General features: G+C 35.6%; 17 protein-coding genes and 1 riboswitch. Of the genes, 10 read left to right on the top strand and 7 right to left on the bottom strand.

The genetic code is table 11. From position 1 onward, the window contains the following. The first annotated feature begins 110 nt into the window (after positions 1 to 110). Entirely contained in the window at positions 111 to 1,133 is a 1,023-nt protein-coding gene (locus tag FDO66_RS01215; RefSeq protein ID WP_141430573.1) for a FecCD family ABC transporter permease, read from the top strand. Then, positions 1,130 to 2,158, top strand: a complete 1,029-nt coding sequence (locus tag FDO66_RS01220) for a FecCD family ABC transporter permease (protein ID WP_141430574.1) — start codon at positions 1,130 to 1,132, stop codon at positions 2,156 to 2,158. Before FDO66_RS01215 ends, FDO66_RS01220 begins: the two co-directional genes overlap by 4 nt. 209 nt (positions 2,159 to 2,367) lie before the next feature. Here FDO66_RS01220 and FDO66_RS01225 read toward each other — a convergent pair whose 3' ends face one another. Then, the gene (locus FDO66_RS01225) at positions 2,368 to 3,012 is read right to left on the bottom strand and encodes a Bax inhibitor-1/YccA family protein (protein ID WP_141430575.1); all 645 of its coding nucleotides are present in this window, start codon (positions 3,010 to 3,012) and stop codon (positions 2,368 to 2,370) included. Between the two features lie 254 nt (positions 3,013 to 3,266). On the opposite strand from FDO66_RS01225, the gene FDO66_RS01230 reads away from it, so the two are divergent. From FDO66_RS01230 to FDO66_RS01245, 4 genes are all read left to right on the top strand, one after another. Continuing rightward, complete coding sequence (locus FDO66_RS01230) at positions 3,267 to 3,839, top strand: IMEF encapsulin system ferritin-like cargo protein (protein ID WP_141430576.1); 573 nt, start codon at positions 3,267 to 3,269, stop codon at positions 3,837 to 3,839. An 18-nt stretch (positions 3,840 to 3,857) separates the two neighbouring features. After that, positions 3,858 to 4,706: a family 1 encapsulin nanocompartment shell protein gene (locus FDO66_RS01235; RefSeq protein ID WP_141430577.1), complete on the top strand. Its 849-nt coding sequence runs from the start codon at positions 3,858 to 3,860 to the stop codon at positions 4,704 to 4,706. Positions 4,707 to 4,719: 13 nt separating this feature from the next. After that, complete coding sequence (locus tag FDO66_RS01240) at positions 4,720 to 5,109, top strand: 2Fe-2S iron-sulfur cluster-binding protein (protein WP_141430578.1); 390 nt, start codon at positions 4,720 to 4,722, stop codon at positions 5,107 to 5,109. Between the two features lie 359 nt (positions 5,110 to 5,468). Next, positions 5,469 to 5,783, top strand: coding sequence for a hypothetical protein (locus FDO66_RS01245; RefSeq protein WP_141430579.1), 315 nt, complete (start codon positions 5,469 to 5,471; stop codon positions 5,781 to 5,783). 178 nt (positions 5,784 to 5,961) lie between these two features. Here FDO66_RS01245 and FDO66_RS01250 read toward each other — a convergent pair whose 3' ends face one another. The 3 genes from FDO66_RS01250 to FDO66_RS01260 form a co-directional block, all read right to left on the bottom strand. Beyond that, positions 5,962 to 6,441: a hypothetical protein gene (locus FDO66_RS01250; protein ID WP_141430580.1), complete on the bottom strand. Its 480-nt coding sequence runs from the start codon at positions 6,439 to 6,441 to the stop codon at positions 5,962 to 5,964. 286 nt (positions 6,442 to 6,727) lie between these two features. Continuing rightward, a complete protein-coding gene (gene mscL / locus FDO66_RS01255; protein ID WP_141430581.1) occupies positions 6,728 to 7,117 on the bottom strand; it encodes a large conductance mechanosensitive channel protein MscL in 390 nt (129 codons plus the stop codon). 87 nt (positions 7,118 to 7,204) lie between these two features. Next, positions 7,205 to 8,140, bottom strand: coding sequence for a DMT family transporter (locus tag FDO66_RS01260; RefSeq protein WP_141430582.1), 936 nt, complete (start codon positions 8,138 to 8,140; stop codon positions 7,205 to 7,207). A 400-nt stretch (positions 8,141 to 8,540) separates the two neighbouring features. Here FDO66_RS01260 and queF point away from each other — a divergent pair, with 400 nt between their 5' ends. After that, positions 8,541 to 9,038: a preQ(1) synthase gene (gene queF / locus FDO66_RS01265; RefSeq protein ID WP_141430583.1), complete on the top strand. Its 498-nt coding sequence runs from the start codon at positions 8,541 to 8,543 to the stop codon at positions 9,036 to 9,038. Between the two features lie 113 nt (positions 9,039 to 9,151). Here the strand turns inward: queF and FDO66_RS01270 are convergent, their stop codons facing one another. After that, positions 9,152 to 9,424 carry an acylphosphatase gene (locus FDO66_RS01270; protein WP_181444406.1) on the bottom strand — a complete coding sequence of 91 codons (273 nt, stop codon included), beginning with the start codon at positions 9,422 to 9,424 and terminating at the stop codon, positions 9,152 to 9,154. A 313-nt stretch (positions 9,425 to 9,737) separates the two neighbouring features. Next, entirely contained in the window at positions 9,738 to 10,970 is a 1,233-nt protein-coding gene (locus tag FDO66_RS01275; RefSeq protein WP_141430585.1) for an aminopeptidase, read from the bottom strand. A 125-nt stretch (positions 10,971 to 11,095) separates the two neighbouring features. Here FDO66_RS01275 and pgmB point away from each other — a divergent pair, with 125 nt between their 5' ends. The 3 genes from pgmB (at position 11,096) to FDO66_RS01290 (ending at position 15,552) form a co-directional block, all read left to right on the top strand. After that, positions 11,096 to 11,764, top strand: a complete 669-nt coding sequence (gene pgmB / locus FDO66_RS01280) for a beta-phosphoglucomutase (protein WP_141430586.1) — start codon at positions 11,096 to 11,098, stop codon at positions 11,762 to 11,764. A 155-nt stretch (positions 11,765 to 11,919) separates the two neighbouring features. Continuing rightward, a riboswitch (cobalamin riboswitch) is annotated at positions 11,920 to 12,104 on the top strand. A 201-nt stretch (positions 12,105 to 12,305) separates the two neighbouring features. Further along, positions 12,306 to 13,106 (top strand): HoxN/HupN/NixA family nickel/cobalt transporter, encoded by an 801-nt coding sequence (locus FDO66_RS01285; RefSeq protein ID WP_141430587.1) that lies wholly within the window; start codon positions 12,306 to 12,308, stop codon positions 13,104 to 13,106. A 253-nt stretch (positions 13,107 to 13,359) separates the two neighbouring features. After that, positions 13,360 to 15,552, top strand: coding sequence for a DNA topoisomerase III (locus tag FDO66_RS01290; protein ID WP_141430588.1), 2,193 nt, complete (start codon positions 13,360 to 13,362; stop codon positions 15,550 to 15,552). Positions 15,553 to 15,733: 181 nt separating this feature from the next. Here FDO66_RS01290 and FDO66_RS20660 read toward each other — a convergent pair whose 3' ends face one another. Further along, complete coding sequence (locus FDO66_RS20660; RefSeq protein ID WP_181444398.1) at positions 15,734 to 15,892, bottom strand: hypothetical protein; 159 nt, start codon at positions 15,890 to 15,892, stop codon at positions 15,734 to 15,736. Between the last annotated feature and the right edge of the window lie 104 nt (positions 15,893 to 15,996).

Raw genomic sequence — 15,996 nt, forward strand, 5'->3', positions numbered from 1 at the left:
TTTACTGCCCGTTAATGCGGGATAAAGTAAGTTAAGATACGAGCAAGTAAAAAGGGATTACTTTAACTTTTTGCTTGCTCTTTTGTTAACATGGAAGGAATGCAGATTGAATGAAGAGATTGTATAACAAAAGTAAAAAGATAAAGAGTACGCTCTATGTAAGCATTATTGGAATCCTATTCGTTTTTGCCGCTTTCTTACTCTCCTTAATGATTGGCCCATTTCAAGTATCACCTAAAACGATTGTAGAGACCATTTTTCACTATGAATCCACTAAAGAGCAAGTTATCGTTCATGACGTTAGGCTGCCAAGAGCTATCATTACTGCATTAGTTGGAGCAAATCTAGCTGTTGCGGGCTCGATTATGCAAGTGTTGACCAGAAATGCCTTAGCTTCTCCTGGCATTTTTGGGATTAATGCAGGTGCGTCATGTGTTATTGTGTGTTGTATTGTACTTTTTCCCGCTATTAGTGGAGTATTTTTGATGTTAGCTGGATTTTTAGGAAGTCTGTTAGCAGCATGTATTATTTTCTTATTAAGTAGTGTATTCAAGGGTGGGAATATTGAAGTCAAACTGGCTCTTGTAGGCGTCGTTATTCAAGCATTTCTTGGATCAATTACACAAAGCTTGCTTGTTTTTAATGAAGATTCTACACAAAATGTATTATTTTGGCTTGCAGGATCTGTTGCCGGTACTGAATGGAGGGATGTTTCGCTTTTACTTCCGGTTAGCATTATTGTGATTATTTGGACATGCTTGATGAGTCGTTCGATTTCCATGCTAAATTTAGGAAAGGATATTGCCCAGGGAATGGGCCAGCGCGTCGTTTTAGTAAGAGTCTTATGTGCGTTAATTGTCATTCTCCTTGCTGGTACTTCGGTATCTATTGTAGGTCCGATTGGCTTTGTTGGATTAATTGTTCCTCACATTGTACGAATCCTTGTTGGAACGGATTATCGATTGGTTCTTCCAATCAGTGCATTGTATGGAGCGATTCTTTTACTCATTGCAGATGTAGGTTCCCGCTCTATATCTTTTCCTTATGAAACACCGGTTGGAATCACAACGGCTTTAATCGGCACACCATATTTTATCTATTTAGCACGCAAGAAAAGAGAGGTGGCATCATGAATCTCATCCAAACAAAATTATTTTCAGAACGAACAAAAGCATTTGTTGTGATCTCTGTTCTATGTATACTCGTTTTTTTGTGTGCCATTATAAACATAGGGATTGGTGCGGTACCCATTTCACCTATTGCGATTTTAAAGACTTTTTTTGGTTTGGGAGATGAAAATACTACGTACATTGTGATGAATTATCGTATGCCTAGAATTTTACTAGCGATTTTTATAGGTGCTTGTTTAGCCATTTCCGGAGTCATTACGCAATCTGTTTTACATAATCCATTAGCTGCTCCAGACACATTAGGAATTTCAGGGGGAGCCGGTATTGCCGCTGTTTTTGTCACAATTATTTGGCAGGACTCTCCGCCTGGCGCTGTTGGAATAGCTGCTTTTATAGGAGGAGCTGCTTCTGCACTGATTGTGTACTTTATCGCCTATCGCAATGGAATTGATCGAATTCGTCTTGCTTTAGTCGGGGTAGCTGTCACATCTTTCTGTCAGGCATTTATCGAATTAATTATGATAAAGGCAAACACAAATGTAAATGCAGCTATCCTTTGGTTAAATGGAAGTCTATGGGGAAGAACATGGGAGCAAGTGATTCAGATTTTGCCATGGGTTGTATTATTCTTCCCATTTGTTTGGTTAATGTCAAAAGCACTAGATATTCTTCAGCTTGGTGATTCTGTTGCTACCGGACTTGGACTCAAGGTAGAGCTCGTTCGCTTTTTTCTTTTAGCTTCAGCAGTATTATTAGCCGGCGCCTCTGTAGCAGCTGCTGGTATGATAGGCTTTGTTGGATTAATTAGCCCACATATTGCAAGAAGCTTGGTTGGAGCTGAACATCAGTTGTTTATCCCTGTTTCAGCACTTATAGGGGCATTATTGTTATTAGTAGCAGATTCGATCGGTCGCGGGTTAATTCCTCCTACTGAAATTCCAACAGGATTGGTCATTACAGCAGTAGGTGCTCCTTATTTTTTATATTTAATGTGGAAGGAATCGAAAAATAAAAAACATGGTTTTTAAACGATTTTTGAATCATTCGAGTGAAACATAGTTTCACTCGCCTTGAAGCAATGCTTCAAGGTAGCACGAATTACATAAAACATAGAAAGAAAGCTCGCTTTCTCTCTATGTTTTATGTAATTCGTGCTAAATGATTCAAAAATCAATAAAGTTATTTAATACAGCTAATACAAAAAAACAGCAGCAGAAAGGTCTGCTGCTGATTATGGTTAGTCTTTGCTAGATAATATACCAAAAATTCGTAAGATATTGATGAAAAGGTTAATAAAATTTAAGTATAAATTTAATGCCATAAGCGGTACTTCTTCAGCTGTTACACCATGGCGCTTCATTCGATTAAAATCAAAAAGAACATAGCCGCTAAATACTAGAACACCAATAAAGGAAAACACTAGCATAGCAGTTGAGTTTAGAGGCCAGAAAATATTAAAAATTGAAATGGCAACTAAAGCTAATAAAGCAGCCATAAGCATTCCACCTAAGAAGGATAAATCTCTTTTCGTAGTAGATGCATAAACAGCAAGACCTGTGAACACAGTTACTGTAGTGGCCAAAGCCGTTAATACAAGATTCACTCCAATGGTCGCAATATAATGAGAAACAATTGGATAAGTCGTGATCCCTGAAATAAAGGTAAAGGCATACAAGAATGAATAGGAGATTGCTTTTCTTCTACGTAAGAAAAAAGCACCAAATAGCATAACAACCTCTAATATAACTAATGGTAGAAAGAGTGCTGGCGGTACAAAGACACCAACCATCGTGCCGAGAAACGCAATGGCAAGAGAGAAAGCGAAAACTCTTAATACCGACGGCAAGTATTGTTGATTAGGATGTACTGTCTGTGCAAACATTTTGTTTGATCACCTCATAAAGAATTTACTTACAGTTGTTATACGTATGATAGCCAAAAAAGTTTCAAAACCAAAGATTAATACCAATGTATGTTTTTAACTTAGCCGAAAAATCCCCACTTTAAACCGTGATAGATGGTAGGTGGGGGGAGTTCATATATAGAGTATTATATTTGCAGGTTAATTTTGTTTAAAGGATTGGTAGAAGGTTATAATAGATTAAGCAATTATTATTTATTTAAGGGGTGGTAGGGTTGAAAGGTGAATTAAGCACCTTACATAGAATCTTTACAACGACAAAAGCAGCAATTGAAGATTTCATGAGTATGTTAGACCCTGTCATAAACAATGCTACAGATGATCATGAGCGCTTATATTATCATCATATTTATGAAGAAGAAGAACAAAGGCTTTCAAGACTTTTTGAACTCATTCCTCTTATTTCAAAATTTGATGAAGAAAAAGATGATACTGCGTTTTCTCCTACCAATAATGAATTTAATCGGCTTTTGCAAGAGCTTAATTTGGAAAAATTCGGCTTGCATAATTTTGTAGAACATCTAGATTTGGCTCTTTTTCAGTTTAAGGACGAGGAACGACAATCTCTTCTAACAAAGTTAAGAGAGGTTACCTATAGTGATTATCAACAAGTAAAAGAAATGCTAATAGAAATTAATAATCGTTTTAATCATCATTATGTTGATCCCCATGCGCATCATGATGAGGACCACGATCATTTAGCTAAGACTGAAGCTGTTTCTGTTTCGACAGGGCCAGCGAAAAGAAAAAAGAGTTTTTCTGTAGGTTCACTAATAGAAAGAAAATAAAGTTAGGAGGCTATAAAAATGAATAAAGCAGAATTATTTCCAGATTCAACTTTAACAAATAATGACTTTGACCTATTAGATCAAACAGTCATTGATGCAGCACGAAAACAATTGGTTGGTCGAAGATTTATTGAATTATATGGACCTCTTGGCAGAGGGGTTCAAAGTATTCATAATGATATTTATTTAGAAACAAGTAAAGCGAAAATGGGTATTCAAGGCTCTTTTGACACTGATTTTGAAGAAGCTAAAAGGGTAAATTATACAATTCCCATGCTCTATAACGATTTTGTTCTATATTGGCGCGATTTAGAACAAGCAAAGGTTTTAGATATTCCAATCGATTTTTCTCCTGCTGCAAATGCTGCACGCAATGTTGCAATTCTTGAGGATCAAATGATTTTTCATGGTTCAAAGGAATTCGACATTCCAGGGTTGATGAATGTGAAAGGCCGCTTAACGCATTTAATTGGAAATTGGTATGAGTCTGGCAGTGCATTTCAAGATGTGGTAGAGGCAAGAAATAAATTAATGGAAATGGATCATACTGGACCTTATGCAATGGTGTTATCACCCGAATTGTACTCTTTATTACATAGGGTACATAAAGATACGAATGTATTAGAAATTGAGCATGTCCGTGAGCTTATTACAGATGGTGTTTTTCAATCGTCTGTTTTGAAAGGGAAGACTGGACTAATTGTGAATACGGGAAGAAATAACTTAGATCTCGTTATTTCAGAAGATTTTGAAACTGCTTATCTGGGAGAAGAGGGAATGAATCACCCATTTCGGGTTTATGAGACTGCGGTATTACGTATAAAACGTCCTTCAGCTATTTGTACTTTAGCGGATCCTAAAGAATAGCAGGTGGAGAATAATGAGGCGAAGAAGCTTATCTGTAGGCTCCTTAATTCCTAAAAATCAAATCGTTTCTCAAAAACCTGAGCAAGAATTAAAACATAAGCAAGAGATACCAACGAATAATAGGAAGATTGATCAAAAAGTAAAGCTAAAGCTCGTTCAAAATGAGAATGTTTTTGAAGTAACCCCCGTAAAAGGAACAAAATTGCTTGATGCTGCTTTAGAGCAAGGTCAAAACTTAAATTTTAAGTGTAGAAAAGGAACTTGTGGCGTTTGTACAGTTCGTATTACTGACGGAATATCATTACTTGATACTCCTAATAAACAGGAACAGGATAAACTAAAAAACGCAATTGCTGATCAATATCGTTTATCCTGTCAAGCTGTATTTACAACAAATGGATAAATTGAAAAAAGACACATTTTCCACAAAGTAATGGGTTCGGTTTACGAGCACCAAAAATTTTGATAACAAGTAAATTAGCACACCAATTCGTATATGAATTGGTGTATTAATTTTTATTGATATAATAGCGTTTTAATTATAGGCTAAATAACATCGAAAATAGTATCCATGAAAGCAGAGGCAACAATTAATGTCAAGGCGTTTACTGAGGATTTTTAAAATGTTTACAATGTAATATTGGTTTAAAAACTCAAGCAGGATAACAGGGTATTTATGTTAAAATAAAGAAAGTGTTATTCAGCATTAAATGGAACTTTTAATTATTTGTGTTGTCTATAAAATTAGGGGGGATATAATCATTGGAAGGTATGGAAATTTACTTTTTCATTAGAATAATTTTTTTAATTTTTATTGTGTGTTCGTTAGTAATCTCGCTATTAATGATAGGGCCATTAAAACGTAAACAACTTATTAATGGTTTTACTATCGGGCTGTTTTCTGTTGTCGCAATTGTAGTATCAGTGATAAATGGAATAATAGGGGGTTACTTAGCAGACGGTATATATTCAGGTGGGGATGTTTTAATTTCATACTTGTTTGTTATTCTTTTTATTTTATGTATACTGAATGTAATTCTTTATATAAACAATACTAAACAAAGAAATTCTTTTTAATGTTTGGTTGAAATGTTCCATAGATAAATATGTTCTTCTTCACGTAACGGGGACTTTAATAAAATAAGTCAATATAAAAAGAAATGCTCAGAGCTTTAAAACTCTGAGCATTTTCGCTCTTCGTATTTCCTTTATCTCATTCGATTCAGTCCAGCAATTTACGTGGCAAGGGCGCTTATTAAGCAAATAAGCGTTTCTTCATTTGAATTAAATTATTTTCTAAAGGAAATGGCAGTACAACTTTTCGTTTTTCAAGTTCTGTTACACTAATATCTTGAACTAGCTTTAATGCTTCTTTTTTAAAGGAAGTAGTTACATAACCTTCATTTACTTCACATAATTTTTGTAAATACTGTAAGGTCTCATCTACTAGCATTTGTTTTACATACGTATTATCTAATTGGCAAATTAGTTTATGTTGTAAGCCTTTTATCACTGCAATCTGATCAACATGAGCCATAATGTTTTTTCCTTCTTCGTCAATAAAGCAAAGAGATACATATTGACCCTTTGACATATCTACATTCGTAAAAACGGGGGTGTGATATTCATCCCCAGAAGCTAATCGAATGGAACCCGCCTCAGCTACTCCACCAATTTTGCGATGATTCGAAATCACCATATGAATATCCTTTAAGCCATGTAGCATTGTCTGCATGTAATTTCCTCCTCATCAAGATAGAATACTCTGAAAGCAAAGTGTAAAAAATTCGATCGATTTATAATATAAGCCTATTTTAAGGAAAATGATAATCATTGTCAATTAGTAAACGAGCATTAATTTTTCTATTTTATCTATTAATTTATTACTTTTTTTCCAATTATTATCAATCTTATGCGAAGCTTTTGGGAAAATCACATCTCTGTAGTGCAATCTAGTTTACTATTTCCAACTGTATAAAATTGAATGAGGTGGACAACTCTCCACCTCATTCAATAATGGTTTATTTATCTGTCCCTGTTTCCCTCTGTCTTAAAAGATCACGTATTTCCATAAGAAGCTCTTCTTTTTTATCCGATTTCAATACTTCTTCCTTTTTTTCCTCTTTGCGCTTAAATCGGTTAATTAATCGAATAAAGAGAAAAATAGAAAAGGAAACAATTAAGAAATCAACGATCGTTTGGATGAAGGCACCATACTTTAATTTTTCTTCACCTAATTTAAGGGCTAGACTAGAGAAGTTCACTCCACCTAGCAGTAAGCCAACTAACGGCATTATCACGTCATTGACAAGGGAGGAAACGATCTTCCCAAAAGCAGCACCGATGATGACACCGACAGCTAGATCAAGAACATTCCCTTTTAAAGCAAATTTTTTAAACTCATTCAACATTCTGTTTCCTCCAATTCTATGTAAATTATCATCATTATACTATACTAATAAATAAAGTATAGGGTTATTAGGCATAGCACTTGGTTCTCATTTTCCTTTCTTTCGAACGGAAAGAAAACCAAATGGAACTCGATTAATTAATAATTCTTCTAGAGTGCCTGAGCCTAGTAAAATTCCAAGCAAGATAAATAGAAAGCCAATGATTTGCCCCATTACAATTTGCTCTCCTAAGAAAATGGCAGCCCCTACTAAAGCGAAAAAAGGGGTAAGGTTGATAAAAATAGATGCTTCAGTCACTCCTACCTTGCCCAATGCATAGTTGTATAAAAAATGGCCAAATGCCGTTGCTAACAAAGCAGAGGCAAAAAATATAACCCAAAGGCTATAATCTCCACTTGCCATACCTTTTAATCCAGACGGTTCAACGAGCAAGCTTATTCCAAAAAGAATAACAGAGCCAATTAATAGCATATAACCAGTCATTACGCGAGGATCTAATGTTTTAGAAACTTTTTTTATCACGATAAAGCTTGCTGCTTGAAAAAATATCGATAAAAATACATAAAAGTCTCCGATCGAAGCGCCATGCAGTCCTCCCTGATTATCTAATACAATAAAAGTGACACCACATATTCCTAATAGAATTCCAATGATTTTAGGTAGTGTTACGATGCTTCCTAAGAAGAGGATGGCCAATATCGTTGTTAAAAGAGGCCCCAGTCCTAAAATTAGCCCGCCATTTGCAGCAGAGGTTTGTAAAAGACCGATCGATAAAAAGTAATGATGAGCAACGACATTAAACAAAGCTCCAACAACTACATATAAGAACTCTTTTTGTGTGAGCATTCGAAGTTTTTTGGTGAAAAATAAGATTCCTATGACAAAAATACTTGCTGTAAAGATGCGAAATGCAGTCATTGTTACTGGCATAAAGTTTGTAACCAGGATTTTTGTGGCGGTGACATTGAAGCCCCATGTCAGTACGACTATAAATAATATTAAATAGATAGTTTGTTTTTTCACATTGGTCCTTCTCTCTACTCACAAAATTCAACTCTCTTTTTCAATTAATAGTAATTTCTCATTACTAAATAAGTGAGACTGTAATATTAGAATAGCATATATAAAATTTGTTTGGTTAAGCTAATTGATTTTCATAAAAATGATTCACGATTAGAAAAGAGGGTACTTTCCTTCCCGACAATCCGATTCAATGGGCTTAACCTTCATATTGACAGATGATTTGAATTTCATTATAGTTACATAGAAAATAGGAAAATCGAATAATTCTGTTTGATGCAGGAGAGGTTCATAGCGATAAACCCTCTATAAAAAACTATGGCTTTGATCTGTTTTTCAAGGCTTTTACGATTATAGAGCAAACCTCTCTTGTATTGCGTTATTATATAAGGGAGGTTTTTTTATGTCTGGCAGAAATAAAGAAGAATTAGAGGGAGTCACCTTATTAGGAAACCAAGGAACGAAATATTTATTTGAATATTCACCTGACATATTAGAGGTTTTTGATAATAAACACCCAAACAGGGATTATTTTGTGAAATTTAACTGTCCTGAGTTTACAAGTCTATGTCCAATGACAGGGCAGCCTGATTTTGCAACGATTTATATCAGCTACATTCCTGATCAAAAAATGGTAGAAAGTAAAGCATTGAAGCTTTATTTATTTAGCTTTAGAAACCATGGTGATTTTCATGAGGATTGTATGAATATCATTATGAATGATCTGATTAACATCATGGAACCACGCTATATTGAGGTATGGGGGAAATTTACTCCAAGAGGCGGCATTTCAATTGATCCATATTGTAATTATGGAAAACCAGGGACGAAGTTTGAGGAAATGGCTCAGCATCGACTAATGAATCATGATTTATATCCAGAAACCATTGATAATCGATAAAAATTGAGGGTAATAAATAAAATGTACGGGCTCCTCGAAGATAATGTGTTATATATTCAAACATGATCTTGGAGGGGTCTGTTTTTCCTTTTTTTTGCTACCCTCATGACATTTTAATATCGTATCGAAAAGGAATTGAAGCTTTCAGCTTGATCAACTGGTGTAATGTCGATGTTTGTGACTTTTGAAAATGGATTTCCTCTGCGGATTTCCTCAATGAAGAGGGTTAATTGATCTTGCTCCCCTAATGCGACGATTTCAACGGTTCCATCACTTAAGTTTCTTGTCCAACCCTTAATATTATATTGTACTGCTTTCATTTGGGCGAAGTAGCGGAATCCTACCCCCTGTACCCTTCCAAATACGATCATATGTACTTGATTTATCATTCGTTTAACCCCCGCTTTAAAACAATCACATCATTCTTTGATTAAATCGTCCCATAAATGTACGTAAAGTGCAATAATAATATTGCTCAACATTGAACAAACTGTAGATTTTCTCACTGAAAATTGTATATTGTACAAATTTTGTAAAATAAAAAAGGACTAGCTCTAAAGTATGAAGAAACTAGTCCTTTTTTAAAAGGATAAGAAAGTTTTCTGAACTTCGACGAGTGTCTAACTCCGACGTACAGGACGTACTAGTGTCGATGAAGACATAAGGCCGTGGCCGTTCTTAATCGGCCGCTTTACTTATTTAAAACGCCCAGTCTCCGTTTCGGAAAACAGGCTCTGCTGTTCCTTCAGCAGTGATTCCATCAATATCCATTTGATCGGATCCTATCATAAAATCAACATGCGTAATGCTTTCGTTTAGCCCGTTTTTGGCTAACTCTTCGCTTGACATTTTTTTGCCGCCTTCAATACAGAAAGCATATGCACTTCCGATTGCAAGATGGTTCGAAGCATTTTCATCAAACAATGTATTATAGAAAAGGATATTGGTTTCAGAGATCGGCGAACGATGAGGGACTAAAGCAACTTCACCAAGATAATGTGAGCCTTCATCCGTATCGACAAGGCGCTTTAGAATTTCTTCGCCTTGTTCTGCTTGTACTTCAACGATTCGTCCTTCTTTAAAAGTGATTTTGAATTTATCAATAATATTGCCGCCATAGCTTAAAGGTTTTGTACTTGAAACGGTTCCATTTACACCTGTTTTAAATGGAACTGTAAAGACCTCTTCTGTAGGCATATTGGCCATAAACTCGTTTCCTTTTTCATTCACACTTCCAGCTCCAACCCAAAGGTGCTGGTTAGGAAGCTCAATCGTTAAGTCTGTACCAGGAGCTTTATAGTGAAGTTTTTTGTATTTTTTATCATTAAGATAGTGAACTTTATCATGTAACGTTTGATCATGCTTTTTCCACGCTTCGATTGGGTTGTCTAAATCCGCTCTAGTCGCTTTAAAAATAGCGTCCCAAAGCTTTTCTACTCTTGCTTCTTTTGGAGCATCAGGGAATACTAAATCAGCCCATGCACCCGATGCTGCAGCAATAACCGTCCAGCTAACTTTATCTGATTGTATGTATTTTCTGTAGGTGCTAAGTGCTTTTCCAGCAGCCTTTTGAAAATTGGAGATTTTTTCAGGCTTAACACCTTTTAATAAATCAGGGCTAGAAGAAATAATGGACATGAATGCAGCGCCTTCCTCTGCTAATTCTTCCATTTCCTTTGCACGCCACTTTGGAAACTCAAGAAATGCTTCTTCCGGAGCTAAGTCATATTTGAGTCTTGAAACAGTGTCATCCGTCCAATTCACGATGACATTCAATGCACCTGCTTCATAGGCTTTTTTAACAACCTTTCGAACAAATTCAACTGATTCTAGTGTTGTATTAATGAATAATGTTTGACCAGGTTGAATGTTAACTCCTACCTTTATGGCAAGCTCAGCATACTTTTCAAGATTTGAATCAAAAATACTCATCTTATTCGTCTCCTTTACTGATAGGCTGATTATTATTTTAGCGGTTATGGAAGAAAAAAGAAACTTTTACGAAATTGTATAGTAAAATGGACATGTCGATTACTAATTTAGGGTGGTACATAATAATGAAAAGAAAGTTAGAGGCAGTCATTTTTGATTTTGATGGGGTGATTGCGGATACCGTCCATCTCTATTATATAGCTACAAAAAGAATTGCAGATGAGCTTCAAGTCCCTTTTTCAATAGAGGACAATTTACGCTATCAAGGTGTCCCAAGGATGGTTATGATGCAGGATTTGAAAAATCGAAATCATCTGGAAATAAGCGATGAAGAAATGGCTAGGCTAGGGAATAAAAGAAATGAATATTATCAGGAGCTGATTGCTGATTTTAGTCCAGAGCAAATGCTTCCGGGTATCTTTTCTTTTTTAAATCAATTAAAAGAAGCAGGCTTAAAAATCGCTCTTGCTTCATCAAGCTCTAATGCGCCGTATCTATTAAAGAAGCTTCAAATATATTCATTATTTGATGCAATCGTTGATCCACACTCCTTAACAAATGGAAAGCCAGACCCAGAAATATTTGTAAAGGCAGCGGACGCTGTGGGAGTTTGTTATGAAAATTGTGCAGCCATTGAAGATGGAGAAGCAGGGTTATCAGGAATTCTCAAAACGCCAATGTTTTCAGTTGGGGTCGGAGATGTCCCTTTTATGAAAAAAGCAGACTGGTATGTGAAAAGTACTCAAGATTTATGTTTAGAGGGGCTTTATACACAGTTTATTAATAAAATTTAAGAAAAATAGTATGAAATCCTTTTTTGTCAGACTTAACTTTGTAACTACTATATCTGTGATCCACACCTATTATTACCTTAGCAATAGATACATGATTTACATTATAATATTTCTTCTAAGTAAAAAAGATTATAGGTATAATTAAGCTATAAAATTTAATCCTAAAAAAACTAGGTGCCTTTGTAAAAGCAAGGGGTAACAGGGAATCGGGTGAAAGTCCCGAGCGGTCCCGCCACTGTAACCGAGGAGTACTCTTTCATTTATGCCACTCAATTATGGGGAAGGCGATTGAGTTCAATGATCCGGAAGCCAGGAGACCTACCTAGATTTGAAACGCCAAACAGCCTTCGCGGAAAGGAGCGGTGTACGAAAAGATGAAGCACACTTTTATTTTACTAGTTTGTCGTCTATTTATACGTACCCATAAACCCTTAATCTGTCAAAAGGTTGAGGGTTTTTATTTTTGTTTTATCCCGCATAATGGGGCAGAAAACCCCCACTGATTGAAGTTTTACTTTACTAAAAAAGGAGGAATTTATTCATGGAAACTGTATCCCTTTTCTTACTTGTTTTTATGTTAGGCGTTCGCCATGGATTAGATGCGGATCATCTTGCTTTTATTGATGGACAAACCCGTTATAATTGGCGAATGGGCAGTCTATTTGCACGGTGGGTTGGCACATTATTTTCATTTGGTCATGGTGGAATGGTTGCAATAACTGCTTGTATTTTGGGAATGGTGATGAAGAATTTTTCATTCCCAGCTTATTTTGATAATTTTGCATCATGGGTATCGATCATTTCTTTATTTCTTATTGGTACGTTAAATACGTATAATCTGTTACGCACTAGAAATAACAGTGAAGAATTTCAACTGAGTGGATTAAAGGGGAAATTTTTACCGAAAGTTATGAAGGGGACGACAAATCCCTTTCTTATTATATTAGTAGGGGCTTTATTTGCCTTAGCTGCCGAGACGGTAAGTCAAACAGCTGTCTGGTCTTTGGCAGCAGGTAATGGCGGTAAATATACACCATTAATTTTAGGATTAGTTTTTATGTTGGGCATGATGATTACAGATACAATTGATTCAATGATTGTCTATAAAATGGTGAATCAGTCAAGCAAACTTGGACAATCCGCGTCAAGACTAATAGGGTGGGTGATTGTCATCTTAGCCTACGGGGTTTCCTTTTATCTGGCATTTACCTTCTTTAACCCTTGGGCAGAACTCGATTTTGAAATCGTAGGAATCATTCTGTTTCTTTTTTTAGTCACTACTTTTTTCTTTGTAAGCGTTCGATCTAAGAGACAAAACATTGAAATAAATACTACGAAGTAATATATAAGGCTCTGACAATTTTTTCCCGCATTAACGTACAGAAAGACCCCCACTTCAAAGTTATAAGTGTAAACAAAAAATCCCAGGTGGGGGATGAAGAAAAAACCCCACTGATTGAAGTTTCACTTCATTGGTAACTCACTATTTGATATAACCTCTAAAAAGGCTACTCTTTAAATAATTTTCATCTACAAAGTGACAATAAAATCTATGTTATATTAGATATAGTGTTTAACGAAAGGAAGTTTAATATATGGCAAAAAGCTTGGTATTAGCCGAAAAACCTTCAGTAGCTCGTGACATTGCACGTGTATTGAAATGTGATAAAAAAGGAAATGGAATATTAGAAGGTTCAAATTATATTGTAACGTGGGCTCTAGGGCACTTAGTTACATTAGCAGACCCTGAAAGTTATGATGTGAAATATAAAACATGGAATTTGGAAGATTTACCAATGCTGCCAGAGCGTTTAAAGCTAACGGTTATTAAACAGTCTGGGAAGCAATTTAACACGGTTAATTCGCAGTTAAATCGTAGTGATGTAAGTGAAATTATTATTGCTACCGATGCTGGTCGTGAAGGTGAACTTGTAGCTCGTTGGATTATTGAAAAAGCAAAGGTGAAGAAAACGATTAAGCGTCTGTGGATTTCTTCTGTTACAGATAAAGCCATTAAAGACGGCTTTAATAATTTAAAGCCGGGAAAAGCTTATGAAAACCTTTATCACTCTGCTGTAGCTCGTTCTGAGGCAGATTGGTATATCGGACTTAATGCTAGCCGTGCCTTATCAACGAAATTTAATGCACAACTAAATTGTGGACGTGTTCAGACTCCAGTAGTTGCAATCATTGCAAATCGTGAAGATGAAATTAAACATTTCAAACCACAAACGTATTATGGTATTGAAGCTCATACAAGTGATAACTTAAAGCTTACTTGGCAAGATAAAACCGGAAATAGCCGAAGCTTCGATAAAGAAAAAATCGACGCTATTGTGAAAAAGTTGGGCAATAGAAATGCAGATGTAACGGAAATTGATCGAAAGCCTAAGAAATCATTTGCACCAGGACTTTATGATTTAACTGAGCTTCAGCGTGATGCGAATAAAATCTTTGGTTACTCAGCTAAAGAAACATTAAATATTATGCAAAAATTGTACGAGCAGCATAAAGTATTAACATACCCTCGTACTGATTCACGTTATCTTTCTTCAGACATTGTTCCAACACTCCCAGAACGATTAAAAGCATGTGGAATAGGAGAATACCGTTTATTATCTAATAAGATCTTAAACAAGCCAATAAAGGTGTCTAAATCATTTGTAGATGATAGCAAAGTAAGTGATCACCATGCGATAATTCCAACAGAAGGCTATGTGAACTTCTCAGCTTTCACAGATAAAGAACGTAAGATCTATGATTTAGTAGTAAAGCGTTTCCTTGCAGTTTTATTACCTGCATTTGAATATGAACAATTAACACTACATGCAACGATTGGTGATGAAAAATTTGTTGCTCGTGGCAAAACGATTGTTAATGCTGGTTGGAAAGAAGTATATGAAAACCGTTTTGATGAAGAGGAAGCAACAGATGACTTAAAAGAACAAATTCTTCCTCGTATCGAAAAAGGGCATACATTAAAAACAAAATTAATTGCTCAAACATCAGGGCAAACTAAGCCACCTGCACGCTTTAACGAAGCAACTTTACTATCGGCAATGGAAAACCCGACAAAGTACATGGAAACAAGAGACAAACAGCTTGTAGACACGTTAAAATCGACTGGTGGACTAGGCACTGTTGCAACTCGTGCAGATATTATTGATAAATTATTTAATTCATTCCTAATCGAAAAGCGTGGAGGGAAAGAAATCTATATTACATCTAAAGGTCGTCAGCTTTTAGATTTAGTACCTGAAGATTTAAAATCTCCTGCTTTAACAGCTGAATGGGAAAAGAAACTGGAACAAATTGCAAGTGGTAAATTGAAGAAGGAAGTTTTCATTTCAGAAATGAAGAATTATACAAAGGAAATTGTATCTGAAATTAAAGGCAGCGATAAAAAATATAAGCACCATAATATCTCAACTAAGTCTTGTCCAGACTGTGGTAAGCCAATGCTTGAGGTAAACGGTAAAAAAGGCAAAATGCTTGTCTGCCAGGATCGCGAATGTGGTCACCGTAAAAACGTATCCCGTATAACAAATGCACGATGTCCACAATGTAAGAAGAAACTAGAACTTCGTGGTGAAGGTAATGGTCAAATTTTTACATGTAAATGTGGCTATCGTGAAAAGCTTTCTACTTTCCAAGAACGCCGCAAGAAAGAATCGAATGGTAAAGTAGATAAACGTACTGTTCAGAAGTACTTAAAGCAGCAACAGAAGCAGGAAGAGCCTCTTAATAATGCACTTGCTGAAGCATTAAAAGGTTTGAAGTTCGATTAACATAATACATTATTAAATGATAAAGGGTTGTTCTAAACGCTATAAAAGCTTTAGAACAACCCTTTATTAGTAGATAACTTATAGATAGAAAGGTAATAATAAGTGTAGAATTTAGAAAACACAATAAAGTGCCAGGTCTAGTAAGGACTGAGATGCTTGGCACTCTGAGTTTCCTTTTTGCTTACTTTTCCTCTTCAACTCGATTTTTGAAGGCTTCCTGTGTGACGATTAGTTCTTCATCCCCGATTGCATCTTTTGAGTGACGCTCAACAAGTGTATTTTTGGGAAATTCCCCAGGATGATTTTTTCTTTTGTGATTAAAATGTTCACCACGTCCCATTAGATCTCCACACTCCTTTCGTTTCTGTATTTTTTGTCCATTGAACAAAAATTATGTAAATATACGATGCGGAATCATAGAGAAATGAAAATTTAGTGATGTAT

This window comes from Bacillus sp. 03113, from assembly GCF_006546985.1.
Classification (GTDB): Bacteria; Bacillota; Bacilli; order Bacillales; family Cytobacillaceae; genus VATK01.

What these genes read in the sequence shown, in the direction of transcription:
- queF (WP_141430583.1), top strand. Translation starts at nt 8,541, where the DNA reads ATGTCTGGCAGAAATAAAGAAGAATTAGAGGGAGTCACCTTATTAGGA.
- FDO66_RS01250 (WP_141430580.1), bottom strand. Translation starts at nt 6,441, where the DNA reads ATGCAGACAATGCTACATGGCTTAAAGGATATTCATATGGTGATTTCG.
- FDO66_RS01220 (WP_141430574.1), top strand. Translation starts at nt 1,130, where the DNA reads ATGAATCTCATCCAAACAAAATTATTTTCAGAACGAACAAAAGCATTT.
- FDO66_RS01275 (WP_141430585.1), bottom strand. Translation starts at nt 10,970, where the DNA reads ATGAGTATTTTTGATTCAAATCTTGAAAAGTATGCTGAGCTTGCCATA.
- FDO66_RS01285 (WP_141430587.1), top strand. Translation starts at nt 12,306, where the DNA reads ATGGAAACTGTATCCCTTTTCTTACTTGTTTTTATGTTAGGCGTTCGC.
- FDO66_RS01240 (WP_141430578.1), top strand. Translation starts at nt 4,720, where the DNA reads ATGAGGCGAAGAAGCTTATCTGTAGGCTCCTTAATTCCTAAAAATCAA.
- pgmB (WP_141430586.1), top strand. Translation starts at nt 11,096, where the DNA reads ATGAAAAGAAAGTTAGAGGCAGTCATTTTTGATTTTGATGGGGTGATT.
- FDO66_RS01290 (WP_141430588.1), top strand. Translation starts at nt 13,360, where the DNA reads ATGGCAAAAAGCTTGGTATTAGCCGAAAAACCTTCAGTAGCTCGTGAC.
- FDO66_RS20660 (WP_181444398.1), bottom strand. Translation starts at nt 15,892, where the DNA reads ATGGGACGTGGTGAACATTTTAATCACAAAAGAAAAAATCATCCTGGG.
- FDO66_RS01235 (WP_141430577.1), top strand. Translation starts at nt 3,858, where the DNA reads ATGAATAAAGCAGAATTATTTCCAGATTCAACTTTAACAAATAATGAC.
- FDO66_RS01215 (WP_141430573.1), top strand. Translation starts at nt 111, where the DNA reads ATGAAGAGATTGTATAACAAAAGTAAAAAGATAAAGAGTACGCTCTAT.
- FDO66_RS01225 (WP_141430575.1), bottom strand. Translation starts at nt 3,012, where the DNA reads ATGTTTGCACAGACAGTACATCCTAATCAACAATACTTGCCGTCGGTA.
- mscL (WP_141430581.1), bottom strand. Translation starts at nt 7,117, where the DNA reads ATGTTGAATGAGTTTAAAAAATTTGCTTTAAAAGGGAATGTTCTTGAT.